The organism is Mesorhizobium sp. M2A.F.Ca.ET.043.02.1.1 (assembly GCF_003952405.1).
GTDB lineage: Bacteria > Pseudomonadota > Alphaproteobacteria > Rhizobiales > Rhizobiaceae > Mesorhizobium.
Genome location: NZ_CP034445.1, coordinates 5,599,864 through 5,624,978, shown reverse-complemented (window position 1 = coordinate 5,624,978; position 25,115 = coordinate 5,599,864). Strand labels below are relative to the sequence as shown.

Sequence of the window (25,115 nt, the reverse complement as noted above, 5' to 3'; positions counted from 1 at the left end):
TTGCTCGGCCCAAAATTGGCCGAGCATTGACGCTGCGTCAGCTCTTGGTGTCGATCAATTTGCGGGCAGCTTCAAATTGAGCACCCTTGGTGTTGCCCGCCTCGAACTTCTGGTGCTCGTCGGCGGGATCGTCCTTGGCGTGCTTGAAATCATACCACGTGCCATCGGGATCCTTGCGCTGCTCGATGTTGCCCTTGTCGACACGATGGCTGTAGCAGGTACGCTGCGGCTTGGTGGAGTAGGTCTTGGACCGCCAGGCAAGTTCCATGCACATCTTGCCCTTTTCCGTTACCAGCCAGCGGCCTTCGCCGACGGCCGGCGAATCTTCCCCCTTCGTCCAGGCATGCAGGCGCCTGTCCATTCCGAAATAGGCGGCGCCGTTCTTCCAGTTCCAGGTGCGGTCGGCGTAGAGAAGCTGCAGCTCGAAAGCCGTCGGAGCAATGTCGGGCTTGGCAGCGGCCTCGACGGCCGCACCGGTCTTCGCCGGAGCCGCGCCGGCGGCGCCGCTAAAAGCAAGCTGGCCGCAGGCGACCAGGAGCGGAACCAGCCAGCCGCCTCTGGCAAGCCGATCGGCCCTGCTCAATTCAAGTCGACTCCGTTCGGATGCCGAAGTGGCTTCAGCTGTCGTTCCGATGCGCGTGCACATATCAATACCCCCTCTCGACCCCGACACGGCGGGGCCGATGAACCATGATCTGGAAGATGTTTCTTCGGGGCCTGCCGCGAGCCGTCACGATGCCCGGGCCTGTCGGCCCAATGGCGGCGCGATCAGCGCCCTTGAGCCTATTAACAGCCGCGCGCGGCCCGATGTCAACTGAGTCGAGGCCCAAGTGATCACTACAAGCCGTTAGTTAACCAGGGATATTACAATGTTGTATAGTCTGACCTTGCCTGGCGATTGGATGTCGCCAGAATAGCTTCGGTAGGGGGCTGCTCCACATGTTAGACAGCGCAGAAACAAGTGAGTTGCGAGGCGCGACGGCCGGCGGCAAGCCGAGACTGCTGCCGCTGGCAATGGTTCGTCGAACCTCATGACGCAGTGATCGACCACCTCGACAAGACTGCGACCAAGCTTGTGGATTCGGATACGATGCTGGTCTATAGGATCACCCGCCCGTGACGGCGCGCCCGTCGAGCCGCGTCGGCGAAGCGACCCGCGGATAAAGGCGTGAATTGTCGAACCACCGGATAAGCCGCTCCAACGCGGCGGTGGCGCCATCGGAGAATTGGTTGAAGCGAGCGATATCGATAGTCGTCACACTGGCGCTGCTGGCATGGCTTGCCAGCGATCAGCGCTGGAAGATGGTTGGCGATGCCTTCGCCTCCATCACGCCCGGCGCCTTCGTGGCGGTCGCGGCAGCGCTGTTCGTCACCTATGTGCTCAGGGCGCTGCGCGTCTGCGACGAGTTCCGCGACGATGTGAACGGCCGCTTCGGCGCCGCGCTGCGTATCATCCTGATCCACAATGCCATGATCAACGTCGTTCCCTTCCGCGGCGGCGAGACGGCCTTTCCGATCCTGTTGCGTCAGGTGTTCGGCGTGTCGATCGTGCGCGCCAGCGCCTCTCTTCTCTGGTTCAGGCTGCAGGACGCTTTCGTCGTCGGCGTGCTGGCCTGCCTCGTTTGGCCGGGCCTCCATCTGGCGCTGCGGGCCGCCGGCATTGCGGCGCTGATCGCCGCCGCCTGGTACCTGCCGCGCTGGGCCCGCGCGCCGCACAACTGGACAGCCGGCGGCAGGATCGTCTCCAAGCTCGGCAAATTGCGCGACATCTTCACTGAGGCGACGGGGCGCTCGCGCTATGGCTGGTGGTGGACGATCGCCAACTGGGCGCTGAAGCTCGGCGTGCAGGGCTGGCTGCTCGCCATGCTGCTCAACACCTCGTTCCAGACCGCCTTTCCCGGCGCCGTCGGCGCGGAGGCAGCCGCCATCCTGCCAGTGCAGGGCGTCGCCGGCTTCGGCACCTATGAGGCGGGCGCCGCCGCGGCGCTGCTCTATTCCGGCATTGCCATGAAGGACGGCTTGCAGGCGGCGCTCGCGCTGCATCTCTTCATCCTGTGCTCGGCGGTCGCAACCGGTGCGATCGCCTGGCTGTTCCCCTCGAAATCGACGCTGCCGGAAACCCCGGCGGCGGGACCGGCAAGGAAATGACCGCCATGAACGTGCTTCCCATCCCCGCATCGGGATTGCCCGAGGGCGCCGTCATGCCCGAGCACAAGCTTTCCATCGTCATCCCGATGTATAACGAGGCCGACAATGTCGAGCCGCTGCTTGTGCGCATCCATCAGGCGATGGAGAATTACAGCCAGCCATGGGAGGTGGTGCTGGTCGACGACGGCAGCACCGACGCCACCCCCGCCGAGATCCGCCGGCTGGCGGCGCAGTACGGGCCGTATGTGCATGGCGTGGAGCTGGTGCGCAACTACAAGCAGACCGCCGCCATGCAGGCTGGCCTCGACGCCGCGCGCGGCGATGTCATCGCGACGCTCGACGGCGATCTGCAGAACGACCCCTTCGACATTCCGCGCATGGTCTATCGCTTGCTGACCGAGGATCTCGACCTCGTCGCCGGCTGGCGCAAGGACCGCAAGGAAGGGTTCTGGTTGCGCCGCCTGCCGTCCCGCATCGCCAACAGGCTGATCGCGCGGGTCACCGGCGTTAAGCTCAAGGACTATGGCTGCAGCCTGAAAGTGTTCCGCGGCAGCGTCATCCGCAGCGTGCGGCTCTATGGCGAGATGCACCGCTTCATCCCGGCGTGGCTGGCGACGGTGACGACGCCGCGACGCATAGCCGAGGAAGTGGTGACCCATCACGCCCGCATCCACGGCCAGTCGAAATACGGTATCTCACGTACCTTCCGTGTGGTGCTGGACCTCGTCTTCATGTTCTTCTTCCTGCGCTATCGCACGCGGCCGGGCCATTTCTTCGGCGGCATCGGCATCGTGCTCGGAGTGCTCGGCTCGCTGATCCTGGCCTATCTCTTCGCGATCAAGGTTTTCTGGGGGCAGGATATCGGCACCAGGCCGATGCTGATCACCGGCTTCTTCCTGGTGATCGCCGGGCTGCAGGCGGTGACGTCGGGCGTGCTGGCCGAGATGCTGTCACGCGTCTATCTCGAGGCCAACGGCGCGCTCGCCTACGTGGCGCGGCCGCAGCCCGCGCATGGCGAGGGTGACGGCTGGCACTGGCCGAGCAAGGCGGCTGTTGTCGAAAAGCCGAAGGCGCGTCGGAAGTAATCCCGCCGGCGTCCGTCGGCCGGAACCGCAACGGGCGAGCAACCGAAGGGCAAGAGGCAGAGTGCCGTCAGCACGCAAATACCCTCTTGCCCCGCGATCACGCCCCCCGGCGACGGATTGGGTGGGTTAGCGCGCCCGGCAGGCCGAGCGCTGGCCGAAGCCACTCGGGCCGCAGATCCACGGCGAATGGCCAAGCAGCGGACCGACGCTGCCCATGCTGTAGGAAATCTTGACGGGCCGTGGCACACGAGCAGGCTGCGGCCGGACGAAGGTGGCATAAGCCTCTTCCCTCACGCGCGTCACGCTGGACGTCTGCGTCAGCGACTTGCGGTGAACGCGATGCAGCCGATGCTTCATGACATATTGCATCTTCTTTGTGGTGGTGTGGGCTGCCGGGTCGATGCTGATCGAGCTGGTCTTCATCGTGTCCATGCTCTGGCAACCGGACCCGATCGAGACCAGTGCAAGAGCGGCAATGGCGCAAGCATATCTCTTGCCTACGGCCGCTGCTTCCTTCATGAAATCGTTCATTGTCGTCCCCTGCCACGAAATAAGCGTTGTTTTCGCGCGGATATATTCCCTCTTTGCTTGGCTTCCGCGCCACGCGAACGGCTCGCCGCCATTCACATCATGGCTCAATATTAGAGGCGACTTATTAAAATTCGTGCAAACGAGATGATGAGCGCGGTCTTTCGCGACTCTATCGACTATTATTAAAATGCGAACGTTTATTTCGGCAGCCGCTCTTTCCGCCCAAGCCGACGGTCAATTTCTGGCCAGCGTAGCTGTGTAGGACAGTCTCGCCTTCAGGCGGCTCAACGGTTGTTCCAACAAGTGCCAGGAGGTCGCGGCAGCCGCGACCGTGACCAGGCCCGCAATCACGAACCGGATCGGACCGAGCGGAGGAAACTGCGTCTCGAAGGATTCGCAGAACAGGAAGACGACGGCCAGTGCGGGGAAATGATAAAGATAGATCCCGTAGCTGATCCGGCCCAGATATCGCACAACGGAGTTCTCTGCCAGTCGCTTGATCAGGCCCTTGGCACCTGCGCTCGCCCAACACACGACAGCGACCAAAGGTACGACCGTCAGGAAGTCGCCGAGGACGAAGTTGAACATGGCCGCCTGCAGCGTGAATGAAACCGCCACGATGGCGATGGCCGCGACGCTTGCTATCGCCAGTCTCCACCGCAGCACATCGGTCAGTCGATTGGAAGCTTCGATCGCCGCGAGAAGGGCGCCGGCGCCCAAAGCGTCAAACGCGGCCGGCGTCAGCACGTAACGGGCCGGCCCTTCCGGAAGATAGAACATGATGGCTGCCCGAAAGGCGACTGCCGCAAGGATGACCCCAATCAGCGTCGGGATTAGTGTTTGACGAGGGCTCAGTACGATCAGCAGCGGCCAAAACAAATAAAACTGCTCCTCGACGCTCAAACTCCACAGATGGGCGAGCTGCCAGGGGTCCCAGTTACCGTTTAGCGCAAACAAGACATTGGAGAGGTAGGCAGCGTGCCAGGGCAACGATGTCCGGATTTCGGGCAAGAAGGCGGCCGCCAAGGTCAGCATCACGTAATATGCCGGAAAAATCCTCAGGGCCCGCCGCAGATAGAAGACCAGGATGACTCCGAGAGCGCCCTGCGATCGGGCCACTTCTTTCGATCGGATCAAGATACCCGTGATCAGGTAACCGCTGATAACAAAAAACAGCCGAACACCATAATGCCCCCAGGGTGAGGCTTCATCCCAGAAGTGCGAGTACATGACGGCGAATACAGCAACCGCTCGCAGCGAGTCTATCTGCGGCCTATACTCGGGATTAGGCATGATGGTGAGCAGGAGATGCCCGCTTGCCAGGGCTTAGCGTCGTCGCGTCCAGACTAATCACACGCATTCGCGCGCGACGACGACCACCAAAGAAGCGAGTCCGCCGAATAGGATTTGAACTATGAACGACAGCTGTCTCCGGGCATTCCATTCGACCATTCATTCGACTCTTGAGGCTTCATTCACCCCAACCGGGATCAAAGCGGAACCTTTGGCTTCCGAGTTCGCCGCGGCCTGCACCGGAAACCGGATACCTGACCTTGACGATGTGTAGGCCGGCGCCCTGCTGCAGTCCATATATGCCTTGCAGCCCGCGATCGTAAAATCCCGCCAGCGGGATTAATACGGCGACGGCGGCGAGCGATCCTTGCAGGGCAAACTTGCCTACGTTTTGCCGCAGCGAAATCTTGTTCTCTGTCAGATGCTTGCCAACTATCACCACGACCAGCAATCCGTAGATCGTCGCATTGAACGCGGCCAACCAGTAGAAACCGAGGGCCCTCGAAGGATGCTCCACAAGAAGAACCGGCAACGAAGCACCAACCGCAAGCAGGGCGTATGGCACGATGACGCGGGCGGGCAGAAGGTGTTTTGGGCCGCTGCCTTTTGGAGTGACGCGGAAATCGACGAATGACTTGGTCAGATAATCGCGAACCGATGCCAGCGTTCCTGCCATCACCCAGGGCCAGCGCGCGAACAGATGGAAGAGTGTCCCTTCCCAACTGACAGCCTTCGCCGAGAATGGACGCGAGAGACCTAACCTCTTTAGAAAGATCACCAGAGCAATCGGGATGGCCGCGCTTGGCATATAGTAGAAAAGGAGTTCCGGATACGCCACGTTGGCAAAATTGTCGCCCGACAAAAGCGCGTAGATCGGCATGATATATGTCGCCATCGCGAACAAGGCGAACATGGGATACCAGAGCTGGCAGAATACGAACTGCCGTCTGAGCCTCGGGCTGAGCTTGGACAGATATGTCGGCGTGTATTCAAGCAGGATGGTCGTCAAGCTACGCGACCATTGGAATTCCTGAGTAATCAGATCGGCGAAAGTCTGCGGACCGTCGCCATTCGCGATTGCATCGATGGCATGGACGCCGCGCCATCCGGCGGCGTTGATCAGCATCGAGGTTGAATGGTCCTCGGCCAGTTCAGGACCCAGCCCACCAGCTTGCCGCAACGCAATGGTGCGCACGGCATAATGCGAACCGATGCAGAGCGGGGCGCCGTTGCTGGTGTAGCCGGATTGCAGGGGGCCGTGGAGCATACCTTCCACAAACAGCCGGCCGCGCGCGGCCCAGCTTTCGCTGGCATTGTTGTCGCAGATACTGGGCGCCGAGACATAGCCGACGGCGGGATCGGCGAAGGGATAAAGGATTTCCCTCAGATAGGTCGGCGTCGGCACGTGATCGGCGTCCATCTGGGCGACGAAGTCGTAGCGCTCGTAACCGTAGTGGTCGTAAAAGAAGGCCAGATTGCCTTCCTTGCAGCGGGTCCGGCGCGGCCAGGTCTTGCGGTGATAGTCCTCGCGGCCGCGCCTGGTCGAAATCAGCACGCCATGCGCGTCGCACCAGCGAACCGTCGCCTCGGTCGGATCCTCGTCGGCAAGCCAGGTGTCGTGCGGATAGTCCTGCGCCAGCATCGCTTCCAATGTGCGCTGCACCACGGCGAAAGGCTCCGACGGCGCCTTGGTGACCACCATGGCGACGCGCGAATGCTTCGGGATCATGTGCAGCTTCGACGACTTCCTCGAGGCATGGACGTTGAGCAGGAAATACATCGGCATCAAGGTCAGCCAGGCCAGCACGATTGTGGCGAAGGCAAAGGGCCCGACATGATCGATATGCTCGGGCCGCAGCCACCAGGACCAGAAGAAAGCCAGCGCGACGAACCAGGAAGCAAGGCCAAGCCGCAAGATCAATTGCTGGCGCGGCGTGAGCACCGGCACGAGATAAGGACCCTTGGGGCCGTGGCCGGTCGAAACCGCGCCAGCCTTGCCCATTGACGTCGTTTTGCCGCCGACAACGCCGGCATCCCCAGATACGCCCATACTACCCACGCCCTGTCCGCCCGGCTGAGCCGGTCGAACGCATTCATCCCCGCTACAGAATCAGCTTGAGCTAATGCAGTGTCAACAGAATTAGGTTTTCGTTAACCAAGCTTATTGGAAACTGGTTAACCAACCGCGGCTTCCGCGACCTTCACGGTCGGCGCGCGGCCGCAACGCCCGGCTGAGGTGAAACGCACGGGGCCAGCGCGAGCCACCTTCCGTTAACCATACCGGCAGCTATAAGGTTAAGTAACGGTTAATTGCGCTTGACTCTCGCCGAGCATAGGCTCTCATATGAGAGAGGGTTAATATCGTAATGTTGACGCGAATTTGTGAGTATCGCGGCGACCTCGTCTCAAGATCCAGCTATAGAGGTTGGAGAGACCACAATAACGGACGGCACAGCGTAGAACGTGCCAGTTCTAGTCGCTCAGAAAACCCGCATCACGTCGGCAAACCGATATTGGGTTTGCGTGCCGGCTTCAGTCGGCACGTTGTGGCAAGCTTCAAGGTCCAGCGGGACATTGAAGCCCATCGGAGGCGGGTATGAAACTCTCTACAGCAACCGCGCTTGTGTCGGCGCTTATTCTCAGCGTGGCCTTGCCAGCGTCGGCGGGTTCGCAGACGGGAACGGATCCGATCAAGACGAGCTCGGCCGCGTCGGCGTTCGGCTCCTACGATCCTTATGGCGATTTCAGCAATGACAAGTCGGCCAGCATCGAGGAACTGTTCCTGCCTTGGGAAGACGTCGACCTGTCGACACTGCCGCTGGCCGACGCCTACGCCCAGCAGCGCGGCCGTTCGCTGCTGATCACCATCGAGCCTTGGACATGGTCGAAGGACTGGCGCATCACGCCGCCCGAGCTGAAGAATGGCATATTGAGCGGCAAGTACGACGCCAACATGCAGGCGATCTGCAACCTCGTCGGACAGATGAAGAGCCCGGTCACCATCCGCTGGGCGCAGGAAATGGAAGACACCAACGGCCGCTTCACCTGGGCAAACTGGGCGCCGAAGGACTGGATCGCCGCCTACAAGCGCGAGGTGGACGTCTGCCGCAAGGCCGCGCCGGCGGCAAAATACATGTGGTCGCCCAAGGGCGTCGAAGGCCTGGAAAAATACTATCCCGGCGACAACTATGTCGACGTCATCGGCCTTTCGGTGTTCGGCCTGCAGAAGAAGGACAATGACGAGGTCGGCCGCGACCGGACGTTTGAAGAGACGCTGAAGCCAGGCTATGACCGTGTCGCGAAATTCAACAAGCCGGTTATCGTGGCTGAACTCGGCTATGTCGGAAAGCAGGACTACGTGTCGAAATGGGCCGACGACTCGCGCAAGTCCTATGCGGAGTTTCCGGCCCTTACCTCGGTCGTCTACTTCAACCAGAAGGAAGTCTGGCCGTGGCTGGGCGGCTATGGCCTGCCCGACTGGCGGGTGACCCAGCACGTCTTGCCATAAGAGACGTGATCATGCTCGTCCCGGCCAGACCGGGACGGGCTCCGGCTAAAGGTGTTGAAGTGGGGTTGCCGCCGAGCTGCTCGGCGGCGGGTGAAGCGTATGCGTAAATCAGTTGGCGGAGTAAAATCGTGAAAAGCGCAGTGGGGAAGTTTGTCGGAGCGGCGCTGGTCTGCTCCGTTTTTGTTATCGGCCTGCAGGACGCCGCAATGGCCAAGGCCGCGAACAGGATCGGCGACAAGGCGGCGAAGGCCACCGCCGTCTCCGAAGAAGGCATCTATCAGCTCTACAAGAACCGTTCCTGGCGTTGGGGCAAACATGGCGCCGCGTTTTTTGCGGTTAGCAAGCGGCAGTTTACGGCCTGGTCCACTGAGGACAAGCCTAGCGACGGCGAGGGTATCTGGTTCATGCCCGGCAGCGGCAAACTGTGTTTCCGGGCTACCTGGCGCGGTTCATGGGGCGCCAAGACCTCCTTGAGCTGCTTCGAGCATCGCCAGGCCGGCAAGGTGATCTACCAGCGTAAATCTCCGAGCGGAGACTGGTATGAGTTCAGGGACCGCCGCGGCAAATCGGACCTGCGCAATGGCGACTATGCCAGCAAGAAGGTGAAACGCTTCAAGGCGGAGCTGTAGTCGCGGACGCAGCTCGACTTGAAGTAGCGCGATTGCCAAGCACGGCGATTTCGCGCAACGGTCGTCGCGGCTGAAACGACCGCGTGACCGATGCCGGGGGCTGACGGAACGATCCTGATAACCGGCGCGCGCGCGCCGGTGGCGCTGCATCTGGCGCGCCTTGTCCACGGCGCCGGGCGCAGGGTGATCCTGGCCGACACGCCGGCGCGGCCGGTCGCGGCGGCGAGCAGGGCCTGCGCGCGCTATCATCGACTGCCGCCGCCGCGCTTCGAGCCGCAGGCCTATGCGAATGCGGTGGAAGCGCTGACAAGAGCCGAAAACGTCCAACTGGTCATCCCGACCTGCGAGGAAGTCTTTCACCTTGCGCTGGCCTGGCGCGGCAGGACCATGCCGGGAAAATTGTTCGCCCCCGACATCAGGTTGCTGGCGGAGGTTCACAACAAGCACAGCTTCATCCGGCTGGCCGAACAGCTTGGCCTGGCGGTGCCGGAGACGACGCTTCTCAATTCCCGCGACGATCTGGAGTCGGTGCGCGGCCACTCGCGCGACCTGGTGTTCAAGCCGGTCTGGTCGCGCTTCGCCAGCCATGTCCTGCTGCGACCGACACCGGATTTCCTCGATGCGATCGCGCCCTCCCCTGCCATGCCCTGGGTGGCGCAGCGTTTCGTCGAGGGCGAGGAGATCAGCGCCTATGCGGTGGCGCGCGAGGGACGGCTCAAGGCGCTGACGCTCTACCGTTCTCCCTATCGCGCCGGCAAGGGCGCCGGCATCTTCTTCGAGTGGGTCGAGGACGAGGCTGCACGCGATCTGGTCGAGCGCATCGTCGCGGGCACGACCTGGACCGGGCAGATCTCCTTCGACCTGATGCGCGAGCCGGGGGGCCGCGTGCTGCCGCTCGAATGCAATCCGCGGGCGGTCAGCGGCCTGCATTTCTTCCGCGATCCGGCGCGGTTTGCCGCTGCTGTGCTTGGCGACGGTCCGGAAGTCAGGCCGGACGTCACAGTGCCGCAAACGGTGCGGCTCGCGATGTGGATCTATGGATTGCCGGTGGCGCTTCGTTCAGGCGGGCTCGCCCGTTTCCGCAAGTCGATGCGCGAGGGCCAGGAACTGCTCGATTGGCCGGGCGATTCAGCCCCGGTCAGGGCGCAATGGCCGGCGCTGGCGGAGATCGCCGGGATGGCGTGGCGTGAGCGGATCAGCCTGCAGGCGGCGTCGACGCGGGATATCGAGTGGAACGGGCCAGTTTGATATGCTCATGCCCCGAGCGAGCCAGGGCCGATAGGTTTCACGTCAAGTTGCAGACCAAGTGCCTTGGTGACACCCAGCAGTGTGCTGAGGCGCGGATCACCCTTCTCGCTCAGTGCTTTGTAAAGCGCCTCCCGGGTGACACCGGCGTTCTTAGCCACGACGGTCATGCCGCGAGCTCGCGCGATGACGCCGAGTGCGTGTGCAATATAGGTTGCGTCACCGGTCTCGAACGCGTCGGCAAGGAACTCGGCCTGAGACTCTGCATCGTCGAAATATTCAGCGGCATCGAATGGTGTAGTTTTGAGAGCCATGTCAAACCTCGCTTGCCATCTGCTTGGCCTTTCTGATGTCCCTGTCTTGAGAGGATTTGTCGCCTCCGCAAAGCAGGATGATGACCGTGTTACCGCGCCTGATGAAATAGACATGGTAGCCCGGCCCATAGTCGATCCGAAGCTCGCCGAACCTTCGAAGAACTTCGCGTCTCCCGCCAAGCCCGCTTCAACACGAATGATCCGTTGAGCAATCTTCCTCGCGGCTCGGATATCTTTAAGGTCCCGCAGCCACTTCCTGAATTCGTCAGTCTGCCGGACCTCGATCATGCGTGAACTATAATTCACGCAGACGCTCAGATCAAGATGCGTGAACTTCAGTTCACAGCTCGATCTCATGCACTTTCGGCCCGCTCGCCGCCGGCGGCGTCCTCCCCTCCATGATCGCCGCGATGTCGCGGCGCAGGAAGTCGAGCGGGCCGATGACCGGCAGGGCACGCGGCGCGAAACGGGCATTGTCGCTCGCCGATTTCAGCACCCGGCGGTCTTGCTGAAGAGCGACATTGAATAATGGTTTGAAGGCCAGCGCTTTCAGCTCGCCGAGCAGGCCCTGGCGCCGGCCGATCAGCCAGCCGACACCCTCGACGGTGCGCTCATCGGCCTGGCGCAGATGGAAGGTGGTGGCCAGTACCAGCCCGTCCTTGCCCCAATATTCGAGCTCGGCGATGCCGGGATGGCGGAAGCGGCCAATGGTCTTGGCGCGCTCGCCTTCCAGCAGCCGGCTGATCAGGCCCTGCTGGCGTTCCTCGCCGGTGTAGCTCGCCTCGACCCAGCCCTCGCCGCCCGTCACCTCGACCCGCACCCGATGGCGTTTCGAGGTGAGGCCGCGCAGCAGGCCCTTATGGGTGAAATGGGTATGGGTGGCGTCAAGGATGTTTTCCGCCGCATCGATCACCGTCGACTGGGTCGACGAGCGCACCCGCCGCAGGATGATATCCTTGCCCTGCATGCAATGCAGGTAAGGCTCGTCCTTGGGCGTGCCGGACGAGATGAAGACCACCCCGTCGCGCTCGATCGCGGCGTAGCGGCGGACCCGGTAATGCGGCATGGCGCCGACATGGCCGGGGATCGCCGTGCAGCGTCCCTCGCCGTCATAACGCCAGCCGTGATAAGGGCATTCGATCTCGCCGCCGACCACCTTGCCGGTCGACAGCTCGACCAGCCGGTGCGGGCAGCGGTCGAACAGCGCCGAGATGCCCTGCGCGGAGCGGAACAGCACCACCGGCGCGCCATCAAACAGAATGCGTTTCGGCCGCTTGCCGATGTCGGCGGACAGCGCCACCGCCTGCCAAAAGGCTTCCCGCCGGCCCTCACTCACAGTTCGAACCTCCTGAGCAGGGGAATGCCGATCAGCGCCAGCACCGTCTCCATGACGCGGATCACCACGCGCTGGCGAAGCGGGAGATGCCCGGCATAGACGGCGTTGTATTCGATCGCGGCGACCGCGCCGCGCCGGCGTTTGAAACCGGCGGCGCCCGCGCTCATGTTGAAGAACAGGCCCCGCGCCGTGGCGTGATCCTGCGCCACCGCCATCACCATGCGGTAGAGCCCCTCGGCCACCGGCAGGCTGGTGTCGTAGCCGACGATCGGCTGGGTCAACGTGCGGCCGTTTTCGAACAAGCCGGTGACGGCGACCAGCTCGCCGCCTGGCCGGCGCAATCCCGCCAGGCTGATGATGCCGCGCCGGTGCATCTCGGCGATATAACGGGCCGTGTAGTGCGGATTGAGCGGCGTGTATTTGTCGAGGTAGAGCATATCGTAGAGCTGCTCGGCGCGGGCATAGTCAGCCTCGCTGAAATCGCCGTTTCCGACCCGCTCGAACGGTGTCGCACGCAGGCGGGCGCGATCGCGCTTCATGTCGCGCGTCATGGCGGGCGCGGCGCTGCGGTCGGCGAAGATGTAGATCTGGCGCGCCGCCAGCATGCGGAACCCTCGGCCTTCAAGACGGCAATCGTCGCCGGATCGGCGATGTCGTTCACGAACGGATGACGATGGCGCGATCGGGGAAACGCGCGGTCAAGGCCGGCCGAGCGCAGCGACGCAACTGTCGGCCGGTCGAGCAGCGGCACCGGATTGGTCGAATAGAGCCAGTTGTTGACCTGCGCCTGATGGTCGAGGCCGCTTGCCCTGACTAAAGGCGCGCAGGCGCCGATCAGGGCGTTGAGCGCGCGCTTGAGCAGCCGATGGGCGGCGAAGTTGCGCGTCTCGTCCATCGCGTAGTCGATATATGCGCTGGTCGGGCAGCAGATGTAGCAATTGGGCGCTTCATCGGCGTCGTTCAGCGTCAGCGGGAAAACGCGGCCGGCAATTTCGAAGGTTTCCACCTTCGTCTTGAGGTTGGCGATGAGATCGCGCACGGGTATCTCGTTGAAAAGCCCACAAGGCCGCGACCTTTGCCGGCTTGTTCTCGACGCGGTCGTGCTGCTGCACGGGCCTTCCATCGTCGCCGCGCCCGTCATCGCGCCGGCTCCAGGCGGCATTCGACGCGGCGCAGCTTGCGGCTTGTTTCCAACGGCAGCGGCGCGCGGACGAGCGTCACGGTGGCGGCCGCCTTTCGCATTTCCAGGAGCGCGCGAACCGCCTGATGCGCGGCCGCCGCCGCATCGTCCGGGAGCGTCGGCTGAAGCCTGAACTCGATGCTCTCCGGCCCGGTCTGGACGAGGCGGAAATCGTCGATGCGGCGATCGGCTTTGAGCACCGCGTTGCGCAGCACATCGGGCGTGACCAGGATCGGGCCGTCCGGCGACGTGAATCGGAAAGCATCGTCCATGCGGCCGACGATCTCATCCACGCAGCGCAGCGGCGAACCACACCGACAAGGTTCTTTGGACAAGCGCAACAGGTCGTTCATCCTGTAACGGGCCATGATCTGGGTTTGACGGCGAAAGGCTGTCACCAGCGGCGTCACCAGCCCCTCGCCGCCGGCTCGAATTCGAAGAAGACGGAGTCTTCGGCAAGATGCAGGCCGCGCTGTCTGCAGGTCACGGCGAGTAGCCCTTCGGTCGCCATGTAGATCTGATCGAGCGGCAGGCTGAAGAAATTTTCGATCACCGGCCGGTCGACCGGATCGAGCGTTTCCGCCGCCGAGAAGATACGCTTCGGACGTAGCCGAAATCCCTCGCTTGCGAAATGCCGCAGGATCTTGGGCGGCGCGATGACGACCGTCGGGTCAAAGCCTTCGAGTCTCGGCGCCAGCTTTCCGGCCCTTTCGTTAGGTCGAAGAAGGCAAGCTTGATCAGGTGCGATGTGCGGGCGCTGTCGTAAGCCCAGTGTTCTGCGGCAGGATGACGGCGACGCGCATGCCGCGCCAAACAAGGTCGGGCGCCGCCTCCTTGGCGAGGATCGTTCTCCCAGCCAGCGGGTATTTCTCCCGCTTCCGAAAATCAACGAACAGGCCGCGATTGCCGGAGGTGCCTGGCTGCGCGAGGTCGGCTGTGCTGGCGCCGACGGTGAGCGCGCCGGCGCGGCCGTCATGCGCCAGCGTCGCCCAGGCTTGCGCGGCGGTGAGGCCGTGGATGTTGAATTCATCGAAGCGCGCCATCAGCAGCGCCTTGTCGGTGACCGGCAGGTCGGTGAGGCAGGCCGGCGCCTTGCCGTAAAAGGGCGCGCGCGGCCGGTCGCGGTCGAGGAAGCGGCGCAAGGCGCCTGCCTGCCAGCGCTCGAAATCCGCGCGGCTCTTGCGCGACACCCAGCGCGTCAGAGCGAAAGATCCTACCGCTTCGGCCAGCCGGTTCATGCAATCTCCGGCGCCAGGTCATAAGGCGTCGGCGCGGGATCATGGCAGAGCATCACCTCGCCGCCCGTGCTGAGGAAGCGGCGCAGCGTGGCGCTGGTCGGCTCGATCGCCGCCGCATCCTCGGCGATCAGGGTGGCCGGGAAACCGGGCGTGCGGTTCTCGATCAAAGCGGCGAGCAGCCATTGCACGTCGACGGCATAGAGCAGCGGTCGCTCGAGGCGATTGAACAACAGGCCGAACTGGCCATCGGCGTGGCCTGGAAGATCGACACCGATCACGCTGCCATCGCCGAAGAGATCCATGCCGCCCGGCATGCCGCCGAGAGGCTCGATGCGCGGCTTGCCGGATAGTCCATCGAGCCGCGACTCGAAGTCGGCGGGAAACAATTCGATGAAGACGCCATGGCGCAAATTCTGGCCCGGCGTGCGCGCCTTGACCCGCGCCCAGACGGTTTCGCTGGCGATGAAACGCGCGTTGCGGAACAGCGACAGGCCGGAAATGTGGTCGGCGTGAAAATGGGTGACGATGACTGTGCGGATATCGTCAGGCGACAGGCCGAAACGGCGCAGCACCGACAGAACCTGCTCGTCGGCATTGAGCTGAGGTTTCAGCAGCGCGCCGTAGAGCCGAAGCATCCGGCCGCGACGCTCGCCGCTCAGCGCTTCCGGCGTGTAGCCGGTGTCGACCAGCACCGGTCCGGCGGCGGGGTGAAAGAACAGCCCGTAGCGGACACGCAGCCTGACGCTTTTGCAGGTACCGCCGCGCAGGATCAGCCGCTCGGCGGCGTTGACCCAGGCGCTGTTGGCGAAGACGATCCTCATGGCTTGGCCCCGCCGGCAAAGGTGCGATCGAGCCCTTGCTCGAACGAGATTTTCGGCGCCCAGCCGAGAATGCGTTTCGCCTTGGAAAGATCGAGGCTTTGCGCATAGGCGAAGAGGCCGAGCCCGTAGCGGGTGACCGGCGGCTCGGGCCGGCCGGGCAACCGCAGCGCCACCGCTTCCATCAAGCCCGCCGCCAGCATCGCCGGCGCGAGCGGCATCGGCCGCCAGCGCGCGTGCAAGCCAGCGCGGATGCAGGCCGCGTCGGCGATGCGGCGGACCGGCAGCATCTCGCCGCCGGAGATGTTGAAGATCCGGCCCTCGGCTTCGCCAGGTGCGGCGAGCGCCGCCATCATCGCATCGACGACATCGTCGACATAAGTGAGGTCGATGGCCGCCCGGCCGTCGCGAAACAGCGGCAGTGGCCGGCTCCTTGCCGCCTTGATCAGGCGCGGCAGCAACGCCCGATCGCCCTTGCCGTAGACGCCGCGCGGCCGCAGCACCATAGGATGGATATCGGGCTCGCCGAGCACGATCTTTTCGGCCTCGCACTTGGTGCGGGCATAGTGATTGACCGGCTGCGGCAAGGCCGCATCCTCGGTGAGACCGAGCTGGTCGCGGAAGGCGAAGCAGACGGACGGGCTGGAGATGTGGACGAAACGGCTGACGCCTTGCCGTCTGGCGAATCCGACAAGATTGCGCGTTGCCGTGACATTGGCCGCCTCGAAATCCGCGAGGCGTCCGAAGGGCGACGAAAGCGCCGCGCAGTGGATGATCCGCTCGACCCTGCCCAGCCTGGGGTCGAGGGCGGCATCGAGCGGCTGCGCCAAATCGTGACGGATGATGCGATGGCCGGCCGCTTCGAGCGCGGCGCAGCGCGTTTCATCGCGGCCGAGCCCGAGCGCCAGCGTGCCGGAAGCGGCCAGCCGCTCGAGCACATGGGAGCCCAGGAACCCGCTGGCGCCGGTGACGAGGACGGCCATCGCTCAGACCTCCAGCGCCATGCCGCCGAAGGAGACGCCGGCGGACGTACCGAGAAAGAGCAGCTTCATGCCGGACGCCACGCGGCCGTCGCGGCGCGCAACGTCGAGCGCGAAGGGCATGGACGCGGCGATCTGGTTGCCGAAGCGGGCAGAGATGTCGACCAGCTTTTGCGGCGCAAAGCCGGTCTGGCGCGCCATATGCGCAAGCGCAAACGGGCTCGCCTGATGCGGCACGACGAGATCGACATCGTCGCGCCGCCAGCCGGCACGCTCAAGCAGAGCTTCGACGAAGCCGTTGAAGTGGCGCGCGGTGAGCCGGAACAGTTCCTTGCCGTCCATGTGGAACAGGCTGTGCGCCGCGAACGCTTCCTGCTCCTTGCGGAAATCGAAGCGTGTGCCGCCCGAACCGATGCCGCAGGCTTCCCAGCCGGAAGGATAAGTGCGCATCAGGCTCGCCGCCACCTTGCCCTCGCCCGGCCCGGCCTTGCGCAGGACCGCCGCCGCAGCGCCGTCGCCGAAGAGCGCGGCGATCTCCGGCGCATCCTGCCACGGCAGCGCGCGCGAGGCGACTTCGGACGAGAACACCAAGGCCGTCTCGCATTGCCCGGCCTCGATCATGCGGCCCGCGGTTTCGAAAGCGGTGAGGAAGCCAAGGCAGGTGCTGTTGACGTCGAAGGCGGCGGCCGAGCCGTCCGCCAGCCCGAGGCGCTGCATGACCAAAGGCGCGGTCGCCGGCAGCGGCTGGTAAGGCACGCCGCAGCCGCCGATGATGAGATCGACAGCGCCGGGCTTTACGCCGGCATCGGCTAGCGCAACTGTCGCGGCGACGCAGGCAAGATCGATCTGCGATTCGGCATTGCAGACATAGCGCTCGACGACGCCGGTGGCGGTTTCCAGTGCGCCCTCGCTGAGGCTCAATTTCGCTTCCAGCGCGCGCGTTGTCACCCGCTCAGCCGGTACCGCCCTGCCGGTTCCGACGATCCTGATCCGCATTCCCCCCTCGCCGCTTGAGCTTGGCTCTATCTAGCGCAAAAAGCGGTTCGAGGCGACGACCATGACGGCGCCTGAGCGGCCACGTTTGCTCGCCGATCATTCTGCGATAAGTGTGTGATGTTGCAGGGGGGTGAGGTATGGCTAATTCTTTTTCTCGCTTTATTTCTTCTGTCTTTGGGAATTCTGTTTCGAAGCCAAATGCGGACGTTGTCAGAAGCCCATGGCCGGACGGTCTCCAGTATCTGTTTATCGAGCCGTCAAAGAAGGATGTCTGGGAAGCGCTGGACGGCTGGAAGTGGATTGGGCTTGATGGCCTGGAACCCGCCGCAGTCTCCGCATTCGGCGACATTTTCTTCCGAGCTCCCGATGGTTCCGTCAAATTGCTGGACATGATCGGAGGCCGATTGACCCAAGTGTCGGAAACGTGGCCGGAGCTTACAACCCAGTTCAACGATCATGATCGTCGCGACGAGCTGTTGCTGGCTGACTTAGCCGCGGCGGCACGAAAGAAGGGATTGGTCTTGGCGGACGGCGAATGTTACGACTTCGACACGCCACCCGTACTCGGTGGCGAAATGTCCGCCGCGCAAATCAACAAGACCTTCTTCGTGGTGAAGGTGCACATAACCGGCCAAATCCACCGACAAGTAAAAGACCTTCCGCACGGCACGAAAATCAACAAGGTGACGATCGGCGATCGCTGACGGCACTAAGCCTTCCGCTCCCACCGCCGATCCGGCGTCTGCTGCCAGTAGGTCACGGCGTGGCCGGCTTCCTTCATCGTCTTCCAATGGCCGCGCGCGGCTTCGAGCTGTGCCGCGTCATGGCCATCGAACAGGAAGACGGCGCGTTCGTAGCCCGATAGCTCGGGCGGGCTGGCGCCGTCGACCAGGAAGCGGATCTGCGCGGCGTTCTGGTTGCCCTCGGTTGTGGTGAGCAGGATCGGCTGCTCGGCCGGATAGGCCTCGCGGTCGGTGGCGTGCGCCAGGAAGGAATCGTCGCGAAAAGTCCACAGATGCTGGTCGAGCGCGTCGCGCCGCTCTTCCGTGCCGGTCTGCACCACCGCGCGCCAGCCGCGCTCGACGCTGCGCTCGAGCAGGCCGGGCAGCGCCTCCTCGAGCGTCGATTCGGTCAAATGGTAGAACAGGATGTCGGCCATCCCCTACCCTTCGTAGTGATCGCGCACCAGCCTATCGAGCAGCCTGACGCCGAAGCCCGAGCCCCAGGACTGGTTGATCTCGCTCGACGGCGCGCCCATCGCGGTGCCGGCGATGTCGAGATGCGCCCAGGGCGTGTCCTTGACGAAGCGCTGCAGGAACTGCGCCGCGATGATGGCGCCGCCATAGCGGCCGCCGATGTTCTTCATGTCGGCATTCTTGGAATCGATCAGCTTGTCGTATTCGGGGCCGAGCGGCATGCGCCATAGCCGCTCTTGGGACGACTGGCCGGCGCCGAAGAGCCTGCCCGCCAACTCGTCGTTGTTGGAGAACAGGCCGGCATAATGCTGCCCGAGCGCCACCATGATGGCGCCGGTCAGCGTCGCCAGATTGATCATGAATTTCGGCTTGAAGCGGTCGTTGGTGTACCAAAGCGCGTCGGCCAGCACGAGGCGGCCTTCGGCGTCGGTGTTGAGCACCTCGATCGTCTGGCCCGACATCGAGGTGACGATGTCGCCGGGGCGCTGGGCATGGCCGTCGACGGCGTTCTCGACAAGGCCGATGACGCCGACCACATTGGTCTTGGCCTTGCGCGCGGCGAGCGCATGGATCAGCCCGGTGACGGCGGCCGCACCGCCCATGTCGCCCTTCATGTCCTCCATGCCGGAGGCCGGCTTCATCGAATTGCCGCCGGTGTCGAAGGTGACGCCCTTGCCGATGAATGCCAGCGGCGCGTCCTTGGCCTTGCCGCCGCTCCAGCGCATCACCACCAGGCGGGCGCCGCGCGGCGAGCCTTGCGCCACGCCGAGCAGCGAGCCCATGCCGAGCTTCTTCATCTCCTTTTCGGTGAGGATCTCGACATCGACGCCGAGGGCCTCCAGCGCCTTGACGCGCTCGGCGAAGTCGACAGGCCCCAGCGCATTGGCCGGCTCGTTGACGAGGTCGCGCGCCAGCAGCACGCCGTCGACCACCGCTTCCTCGCCGGCAAAGGCCTTCTTCGCGGCAGCCGGATCGGCGCAGTGGATCGTGACCTTGGCGGGCTTCGCCGCCTTCGCGTCGGATTGGCCGTCGTCCTTGTCCTTCCTGGTCTTGTACTTGTCGAAGGCGTAGCTGCGCAGCAGGATGCCGGCGGCGAGGCTCCCCGCCTGGTGGCCATCGGCCTGCAGTTCCGGCAGATCGAGAATGACAGCCACCTCGGTCGCCTTGCGCAGCGAAGCGGCGACAGCGCCGCCGAGCTTCAGCCAGGCATTGTCGTCGAGAGCCGACAGCTTGCCGGCGCCGATCGCCACCAGCCGGTCGACGGACGTTCCTTCCGGCGCCAGCACCTCGGCGGAGCTCGCGAACTTGCCGGAGAAATCGGCGACCGGAAACGCGCGAGCCAGCGCACCGGCGGGATCGCAGGCCTTCGCCGCCTCGCCGAGCCCGACGCCGTCGCCCGCGAACACGAAGACGCTGCCCTTTTTCGGCACGGCGAATTTGGCGAAAGAAATGGATGGTCTCAACGTCATCAGGTCCTGCTTTCGGGGATGGCCGCAAGGTGCCGGCAAAGGTAATTTTCAGCGAGCAAACGGTTTGGCAAGCGTGCGCGACATTTGGTCGTTTTCAGCCATTTGGCAAGACTTTGGCCGAAATCGCTGCCTATATCAGCGCCACCATAGACAAAGGATTCGCCTCGGCACGACCTTAGATTGCTGCCGCAACCTGCTGTTAACCATCGATGTTTTGCATTTCTTATCCATTGGCGCGGAGACTCCGCCGCGCCGGGGCATGTGGCGTGGGGCGACAAACCGGAGCGAGCCGCCTATGACGCAGTTGTGCGGGCGACGCCGGATCACTACCTTGTCGGCGGGCATGATGCCGTTCGGCAAAATCGAGAAAAGCCTTCATGAAGGTCGTTGAACGCTACATCATGCGCCGCGCGCTGACGATGTTCCTCGCCGCGCTGGTCTGGACGCTGGCGATCGTGTGGACGACGCAGGTGCTGGCCAAGATTGACCTCGTCACCGACAACGGCCAGTCGGCGCTGACCTTTTTCGAGGTCGCGGCACTGATCATTCCCTCGATCATCCCGATCGTGGTGCCGTTCGCCCTGGTGGTGGCGGTGGCGCAGACGCTGAGCGCCATGAACACCGATTCGGAGCTCGCCGTGCTCAGCGCCGCGGGCGCCTCGCGCTGGACCATCGCGCGGCCCGTCCTGCTGCTCGCAATCGCGGCTTGCGCCTTTTCCTTCATCGTCGACAACGCCATCGACCCCTATGCCAGGCAGAAGAACCGCCAGCTGGTGGCGGCTTCGCGCGCCGACCTCGTGTCGCTGATCATCCAGGAAGGCACGTTCCGCAAGATCGACGAGGGCCTTTACCTGCAGGTCGGCGAGCGGCTTCCCGGCAACCGGCTCGGCGGTATCTTCGTCGCCGATTCACGCGAGGAAGGCGCCAGCCTCACCTATTATGCCAAGACCGGCAGCATCGTCGAAAAAGGCGACGAGAAGGTGCTGATGATGAATGACGGCGTCATCAACCGCAAATCGGTCACCGGCGACCTCTCGGTCATCCGCTTCACCTCTTACGCCTTCGACATGTCCGCCTTCCTATCCGCGGCGAACGACATCACGCTTTTGCCCAAGGACCGCACGACGGCGTATCTGCTCAACCCGGATCCCAACGACAAGATGTTCCAGCGCGAACCGGGCAGCTACCGCGCGGAGCTCAACCAGCGCTTTGCCGAGTGGTCCTATTCGCTGGTGTTCGCGCTGATCGCGCTGGCCGTCGCGGGCGATGCGCGCTCGCATCGCGAAGCACGCATCAACCCGTTGATCACGGCGATCGCGATAGCGCTTTTCGTGCGATGGCTGGGCTTCTTCGCCGCCGGCAAGGCCGACAGGGTCTCGTACTACATCTACCTGCTCTACGGCATACCGCTGATTGCGTCCGCGGTTTCGATCTGGTTCATCGTCTCGTCCCGCACCATGGAATTGCCGGTCAGTTGGGCGGACTGGCTGACCAATCTCGCCAAGCGCGCCAGCGACAACTGGACGGCATTCAAGCTGTGGCTTGCGCGGCGCACTTCCGGCCAGGGAGCCTGACCATGGGCTGGACGCTGGGCCGCTATTTCTTCTTCCGCTACGTCTCGATCACCTTCTGGTTCTTCCTCGGCCTGCTGGCGCTGGTGTTCCTCATCGATTTCACCGAGCTCTCCGGCCGCACGACCGGGCTGCCGGGGTTCACCTATGGCACGGCCTTCGCCATTTCGGCGCTCAGGATGCCGATGATCATGCTGCAGACGGTGCCGTTCGTCGGGCTGTTCTCGGCAATGGCGACGCTTGTGTCGCTCAACCGCCGCTACGAGCTGGTGATCGCGCGCTCGGCCGGCGTTTCGGCCTGGCAGTTCCTGTTTCCGTGCTGCGTCGGCGCGCTGATGTTCGGCGTGCTGTCGGTGGCCGTGATGAACCCCATCGCCGCGCACGGCTTTTCCTGGTCCGAGCAGATGGAGAACGACCTCAGGGCCGGCAAATCGAATGCCGTCACCACCAATGTCACGCCTTGGCTCAGGCAGAAGACCGAATCAGGCGACACCATCATCGGCGCCCGCGCCATCCTCAATCAGGGGCTGGAGATGGCGGACGCGGTGTTTTTCATCCTCGACCCGCAGGGCAACATCGCCGAGCGCAAGGACGCAGCCAAGGCCTTCCTGCGCGACGGCTACTGGGAATTGCAGGACGTCAAGGTCTTCAAGGCGGGCAACATCCGGGCGCTGGCAACCGACAAGGTGCCGACCAACCTCAAGCCGGAATTCGTTCAGGAGCGCCTGGCGCGCCCGGAAACCATCCCTTTCTACGAGCTGCCGCGCAAGATCGAGGTTGCCCGTTCCTTTGGGCTCAAGGCAAATGCCTTCGCCATGCAGTTTGATTCGCTGCTGGCGTTGCCGTTCCTCCTCGTCGCCATGACGCTGATTGCTGCAACGGTTTCAATGCGATTTGCGCGAATGGGGCAGTCGGCAACGATGATTCTGGGTGGCGTCGTGGCCGGCTTTCTGCTTTATGTCGTTTCGGTACTGGTCAAGGCATTCGGTGTGGCCGGATTCGTTCCTACGGTGGTGGCTGCATGGGTTCCGGTCGTCGTGGCTATGTTCTTTGGGGTGACGTTTCTGCTATACAAGGAAGACGGCTAGTGAGGGAGTCGGTTTTGCGCAGCCATAGGCAGGCCGGTTTGGCACGCCTTTATGGGGCGACCGCCTTGGCATGTCTGTTCGCTTGTGCGGCGCCGATGGCACCCGCGCAGGCGCAGACCATCGCTGCCAAGCCCGTCCCGTCCGGCACGCAGATGCTGCTGGCCGCCGATACGCTTGTCTATGACAACGACCAGCATACGGTGACGGCCGTCGGCGGCGTGCAGATCGACTATGGCGGCAACAAGCTGGTCGCCCAGCGCGTGGTGTACAACCGCGACACCAAGCGCCTCGTCGCGAGCGGCGCCGTCGAGCTTATCAACAGCGACGGCACCAAGATCAATTCCGATCATATCGACATCACCGACGACTTCGCCGACGGGTTCACCAACGCGTTGCGCGTCGAGACGATCGACAAGGCCTATTTCGCCGCCGAGAGCGGCGAGCGCATGGGCGGCGTGCTGACCACCTTCCACAATGGCGTCTACACCGCCTGCGAGCCTTGCGAGGACAAGCCGGACAAAGCGCCGACCTGGCGCGTCAAGGCGCGCAAGATCATCTGGAACGGCGAGAAGAAGACGGTCCGCTTCGAGAATTCGAACTTCGAATTCTTCGGCTTCCCGCTTGCCTATCTGCCAGCTTTCGAGATCGCCGACCCGACGGTGAAGCGCAAGAGCGGCTTCCTGATCCCCGGCATCGTCTACAACAACCATCTCGGCGTCGGCGTCAAAGTCCCCTATTATTTCGCGCTGTCCCCGACCTATGACCTGACCGTTACCGGCAGCGGCTATACCAAGCAGGGCTTCCTCGGCGAGGCCGAGTGGCGCCAGCGCTTCAACAACGGCCAGTACACGCTGAAGATCGCCGGCATCAACCAGCAGGATCCGAACGAGTTCATCAATACGAATACCCTCGACATCAACCACGGCCATACGGTCAATTCCGGCCCGGAAGGCGACCCCAACAAGTTCCGTGGCATGATGGGCACCACGGGCCAGTTCGCGATCAACGAGCGTTGGGACTTCGGCTGGGATGTGCTGCTGCAGACCGACAAGAATTTCTCGCGCACCTACAACATCGACGGCTTCAGCGACCTCGTCCATCAGTCGTCGATCTATCTGACGGGCTTGAGCGACCGCAACTACTTCGACGTCCGCGCCATGCGCTTCGAGGTGCAGGAAGACACGCTCTCCAGCGATCCGACATCGCGCTCCGCCAAGCAGCCCTGGGTGCTGCCGTCGCTCGACTATGCCTACATCCCCGACACGTCGGTGGCCGGCGGCCAGTTGTCGTTCAACGTGAACACGCGCGTGATCAGCCGCAACCGGCTGGACGCCGTGCTGGCTGATGCCAGCGACCCGGCTTCGATCAACAACGTGCGCGGCATCGAAGGCGAATCCAGCCGGGTGAGCGCGGAAGCCGAGTGGAAGCGGACCTTCACCACCGATGGCGGTCTGCAGTTGACTCCCTTGCTCGCCTTCCGCGGCGATGCCGGCTATGTCAACGCCAATCAGGCTTCGCTCGATGCCGTCAACCAGATGGGCACGAATCTCGGCCAAGACGTCGACATGCGCTCGTCGCTTGCCCGCTACATGGCGACCCTCGGCCTCGAGGCGCGGTGGCCGCTGCTGTTCTCGATGCCCAGCTCCAGCCATGTCCTGGAGCCGACCGCGCAGGTCTTTGTGCGTCCGAACGAGCAATATGTCGGCGGACTGGCCGTTCCGAACGAAGACGCGCAGAGCTTCGTCTTCGACGCCACGACGCTGTTCGAGCGCGATAAATTCTCCGGCTATGACCGGATCGAAGGCGGCACACGCGCGAATGTCGGCTTCCGCTATTCAGGCGCCTATGACAATGGCTGGGCCACGAATGCCATCTTCGGCCAGTCCTACCAGCTCGCGGGCGAGAACTCCTTCGCCGCGCCCGATCTGGTCAATGCCGGAGCCGAGTCCGGCCTGGACAAACGGACCTCGGATTATGTCGGCCTCGTCGGCTTCAACAGCCCGAGCGGTTTTTCCGGCTCGGTGAGCGGGCGTTTCGACGAGCAGACATTCGAGGTCAGGCGCGCCGAAGTGAAGGCCGCCTATTCCAGCCTGCCGATATCGCTCAGCGCCAAATATGCCTTCATCGAGGCGCAGCCGCTCTATGGCTTCACCACCGACCGCCATGAAGTCACGCTCGGCGCCTCGACGCATCTGGCGCAGAACTGGCGGCTGTTCGGCACCGGCACCTACGACCTCCAGAGCAACGTGCTGGTCAAGGACGGGGTCGGTTTCGCCTACAACGATTCCTGCTTCACCTACATCATGACCTATTCGCAGACACGCGATACCGTAACCAAGGAAGTGTCGCAGAATATCGGCTTCAATCTGTCGTTCCGCACGCTGGGCGATTTCGGCTCGTCGACGAGCGCGATCGATACCATCCAATAACCGAAGGCCGGCGCGTGGCTTGCTAGCCGGGCGCCGACGATGCTTTGGTCTTGATTTGGAG

27 protein-coding genes are annotated in these 25,115 nt (G+C 63.5%); 10 read left to right on the top strand and 17 right to left on the bottom strand.

Going from position 1 to position 25,115, the window contains the following annotated elements:
* Positions 1-37 precede the first annotated feature (37 nt).
* A complete protein-coding gene (locus tag EJ068_RS26645) occupies positions 38-583 on the bottom strand; it encodes a DUF995 domain-containing protein (RefSeq protein WP_245463232.1) in 546 nt (181 codons plus the stop codon).
* Positions 584-1,230: 647 nt separating this feature from the next.
* Between EJ068_RS26645 and EJ068_RS26640 the strand changes: the two genes are divergently transcribed.
* Both EJ068_RS26640 and EJ068_RS26635 read left to right on the top strand, forming a co-directional pair.
* Positions 1,231-2,148 (top strand): lysylphosphatidylglycerol synthase domain-containing protein, encoded by a 918-nt coding sequence (locus EJ068_RS26640; protein ID WP_127251115.1) that lies wholly within the window; start codon positions 1,231-1,233, stop codon positions 2,146-2,148.
* A 5-nt stretch (positions 2,149-2,153) separates the two neighbouring features.
* Positions 2,154-3,233 (top strand): glycosyltransferase family 2 protein, encoded by a 1,080-nt coding sequence (locus tag EJ068_RS26635; RefSeq protein WP_126078222.1) that lies wholly within the window; start codon positions 2,154-2,156, stop codon positions 3,231-3,233.
* Between the two features lie 126 nt (positions 3,234-3,359).
* Here the strand turns inward: EJ068_RS26635 and EJ068_RS26630 are convergent, their stop codons facing one another.
* The 3 genes from EJ068_RS26630 to EJ068_RS26620 form a co-directional block, all read right to left on the bottom strand.
* Complete coding sequence (locus EJ068_RS26630; protein ID WP_126078223.1) at positions 3,360-3,764, bottom strand: hypothetical protein; 405 nt, start codon at positions 3,762-3,764, stop codon at positions 3,360-3,362.
* 234 nt (positions 3,765-3,998) lie between these two features.
* Complete coding sequence (locus tag EJ068_RS26625; RefSeq protein ID WP_127251114.1) at positions 3,999-5,057, bottom strand: acyltransferase; 1,059 nt, start codon at positions 5,055-5,057, stop codon at positions 3,999-4,001.
* 178 nt (positions 5,058-5,235) lie between these two features.
* Positions 5,236-7,107, bottom strand: coding sequence for a cellulose synthase catalytic subunit (locus EJ068_RS26620; protein ID WP_127251113.1), 1,872 nt, complete (start codon positions 7,105-7,107; stop codon positions 5,236-5,238).
* A gap of 546 nt (positions 7,108-7,653) precedes the next feature.
* Here EJ068_RS26620 and EJ068_RS26615 point away from each other — a divergent pair.
* The 3 genes from EJ068_RS26615 (at position 7,654) to EJ068_RS26605 (ending at position 10,442) form a co-directional block, all read left to right on the top strand.
* On the top strand, positions 7,654-8,565 hold the full coding sequence (locus EJ068_RS26615; RefSeq protein ID WP_126078226.1) for a glycoside hydrolase family 26 protein: 912 nt from the start codon (positions 7,654-7,656) through the stop codon (positions 8,563-8,565).
* A 128-nt stretch (positions 8,566-8,693) separates the two neighbouring features.
* Complete coding sequence (locus EJ068_RS26610; RefSeq protein ID WP_129554930.1) at positions 8,694-9,194, top strand: DUF995 domain-containing protein; 501 nt, start codon at positions 8,694-8,696, stop codon at positions 9,192-9,194.
* Positions 9,195-9,284: 90 nt separating this feature from the next.
* Complete coding sequence (locus tag EJ068_RS26605; protein WP_127251111.1) at positions 9,285-10,442, top strand: hypothetical protein; 1,158 nt, start codon at positions 9,285-9,287, stop codon at positions 10,440-10,442.
* A gap of 5 nt (positions 10,443-10,447) precedes the next feature.
* Here the strand turns inward: EJ068_RS26605 and EJ068_RS26600 are convergent, their stop codons facing one another.
* The 11 genes from EJ068_RS26600 to EJ068_RS26565 all read right to left on the bottom strand — a co-directional run bounded on the left by EJ068_RS26600 (position 10,448) and on the right by EJ068_RS26565 (position 17,301).
* Positions 10,448-10,753, bottom strand: coding sequence for an addiction module antidote protein (locus EJ068_RS26600; protein WP_127251110.1), 306 nt, complete (start codon positions 10,751-10,753; stop codon positions 10,448-10,450).
* Position 10,754: 1 nt separating this feature from the next.
* Positions 10,755-10,889 carry a type II toxin-antitoxin system RelE/ParE family toxin gene (locus EJ068_RS33915; protein ID WP_348527721.1) on the bottom strand — a complete coding sequence of 45 codons (135 nt, stop codon included), beginning with the start codon at positions 10,887-10,889 and terminating at the stop codon, positions 10,755-10,757.
* A gap of 204 nt (positions 10,890-11,093) precedes the next feature.
* Positions 11,094-12,089 carry a Rieske 2Fe-2S domain-containing protein gene (locus EJ068_RS26590; RefSeq protein ID WP_127251109.1) on the bottom strand — a complete coding sequence of 332 codons (996 nt, stop codon included), beginning with the start codon at positions 12,087-12,089 and terminating at the stop codon, positions 11,094-11,096.
* Positions 12,086-12,694, bottom strand: coding sequence for a GNAT family N-acetyltransferase (locus tag EJ068_RS33000; RefSeq protein WP_210212024.1), 609 nt, complete (start codon positions 12,692-12,694; stop codon positions 12,086-12,088). Before EJ068_RS33000 ends, EJ068_RS26590 begins: the two co-directional genes overlap by 4 nt.
* Positions 12,637-13,128 carry a hypothetical protein gene (locus EJ068_RS32995; RefSeq protein ID WP_210212023.1) on the bottom strand — a complete coding sequence of 164 codons (492 nt, stop codon included), beginning with the start codon at positions 13,126-13,128 and terminating at the stop codon, positions 12,637-12,639. Before EJ068_RS32995 ends, EJ068_RS33000 begins: the two co-directional genes overlap by 58 nt.
* Positions 13,129-13,226: 98 nt before the next feature.
* A complete protein-coding gene (locus EJ068_RS32990; protein ID WP_210212022.1) occupies positions 13,227-13,679 on the bottom strand; it encodes a hypothetical protein in 453 nt (150 codons plus the stop codon).
* Complete coding sequence (locus EJ068_RS32985) at positions 13,676-13,822, bottom strand: hypothetical protein (RefSeq protein ID WP_210212021.1); 147 nt, start codon at positions 13,820-13,822, stop codon at positions 13,676-13,678. Before EJ068_RS32985 ends, EJ068_RS32990 begins: the two co-directional genes overlap by 4 nt.
* A gap of 184 nt (positions 13,823-14,006) precedes the next feature.
* Positions 14,007-14,507 (bottom strand): hypothetical protein, encoded by a 501-nt coding sequence (locus EJ068_RS32980; RefSeq protein ID WP_210212020.1) that lies wholly within the window; start codon positions 14,505-14,507, stop codon positions 14,007-14,009.
* Positions 14,504-15,328: an MBL fold metallo-hydrolase gene (locus EJ068_RS26575; RefSeq protein ID WP_127251106.1), complete on the bottom strand. Its 825-nt coding sequence runs from the start codon at positions 15,326-15,328 to the stop codon at positions 14,504-14,506. The genes EJ068_RS32980 and EJ068_RS26575 overlap by 4 nt, the downstream gene beginning before the upstream one ends.
* Positions 15,325-16,308: an NAD(P)-dependent oxidoreductase gene (locus EJ068_RS26570; protein ID WP_127251105.1), complete on the bottom strand. Its 984-nt coding sequence runs from the start codon at positions 16,306-16,308 to the stop codon at positions 15,325-15,327. Before EJ068_RS26570 ends, EJ068_RS26575 begins: the two co-directional genes overlap by 4 nt.
* 3 nt (positions 16,309-16,311) lie before the next feature.
* The gene (locus tag EJ068_RS26565) at positions 16,312-17,301 is read right to left on the bottom strand and encodes a 3-oxoacyl-[acyl-carrier-protein] synthase III C-terminal domain-containing protein (protein WP_127251104.1); all 990 of its coding nucleotides are present in this window, start codon (positions 17,299-17,301) and stop codon (positions 16,312-16,314) included.
* Between the two features lie 137 nt (positions 17,302-17,438).
* Here EJ068_RS26565 and EJ068_RS26560 point away from each other — a divergent pair, with 137 nt between their 5' ends.
* The gene (locus EJ068_RS26560) at positions 17,439-18,005 is read left to right on the top strand and encodes a T6SS immunity protein Tdi1 domain-containing protein (RefSeq protein WP_126078236.1); all 567 of its coding nucleotides are present in this window, start codon (positions 17,439-17,441) and stop codon (positions 18,003-18,005) included.
* 5 nt (positions 18,006-18,010) lie between these two features.
* Here EJ068_RS26560 and EJ068_RS26555 read toward each other — a convergent pair whose 3' ends face one another.
* Both EJ068_RS26555 and EJ068_RS26550 read right to left on the bottom strand, forming a co-directional pair.
* Complete coding sequence (locus EJ068_RS26555) at positions 18,011-18,460, bottom strand: DNA polymerase III subunit chi (protein ID WP_129554929.1); 450 nt, start codon at positions 18,458-18,460, stop codon at positions 18,011-18,013.
* A 3-nt stretch (positions 18,461-18,463) separates the two neighbouring features.
* The gene (locus tag EJ068_RS26550; RefSeq protein WP_127386519.1) at positions 18,464-19,966 is read right to left on the bottom strand and encodes a leucyl aminopeptidase; all 1,503 of its coding nucleotides are present in this window, start codon (positions 19,964-19,966) and stop codon (positions 18,464-18,466) included.
* On the opposite strand from EJ068_RS26550, the gene EJ068_RS26545 reads away from it, so the two are divergent.
* From EJ068_RS26545 to EJ068_RS26530, 4 genes are read left to right on the top strand one after another with little or no spacing between them, the layout of a single operon-like run.
* A complete protein-coding gene (locus tag EJ068_RS26545; protein WP_126078239.1) occupies positions 19,947-20,357 on the top strand; it encodes a hypothetical protein in 411 nt (136 codons plus the stop codon). The two genes, EJ068_RS26550 and EJ068_RS26545, sit on opposite strands and share 20 nt — an antisense overlap.
* The gene (gene lptF / locus EJ068_RS26540) at positions 20,344-21,540 is read left to right on the top strand and encodes an LPS export ABC transporter permease LptF (RefSeq protein WP_126078240.1); all 1,197 of its coding nucleotides are present in this window, start codon (positions 20,344-20,346) and stop codon (positions 21,538-21,540) included. The genes EJ068_RS26545 and lptF overlap by 14 nt, the downstream gene beginning before the upstream one ends.
* Before the next feature lie 2 nt (positions 21,541-21,542).
* Entirely contained in the window at positions 21,543-22,625 is a 1,083-nt protein-coding gene (lptG, locus tag EJ068_RS26535; protein ID WP_127253609.1) for an LPS export ABC transporter permease LptG, read from the top strand.
* On the top strand, positions 22,625-25,054 hold the full coding sequence (locus EJ068_RS26530) for an LPS-assembly protein LptD (protein WP_189342096.1): 2,430 nt from the start codon (positions 22,625-22,627) through the stop codon (positions 25,052-25,054). The genes lptG and EJ068_RS26530 overlap by 1 nt, the downstream gene beginning before the upstream one ends.
* The last annotated feature ends 61 nt before the right edge of the window (positions 25,055-25,115 follow it).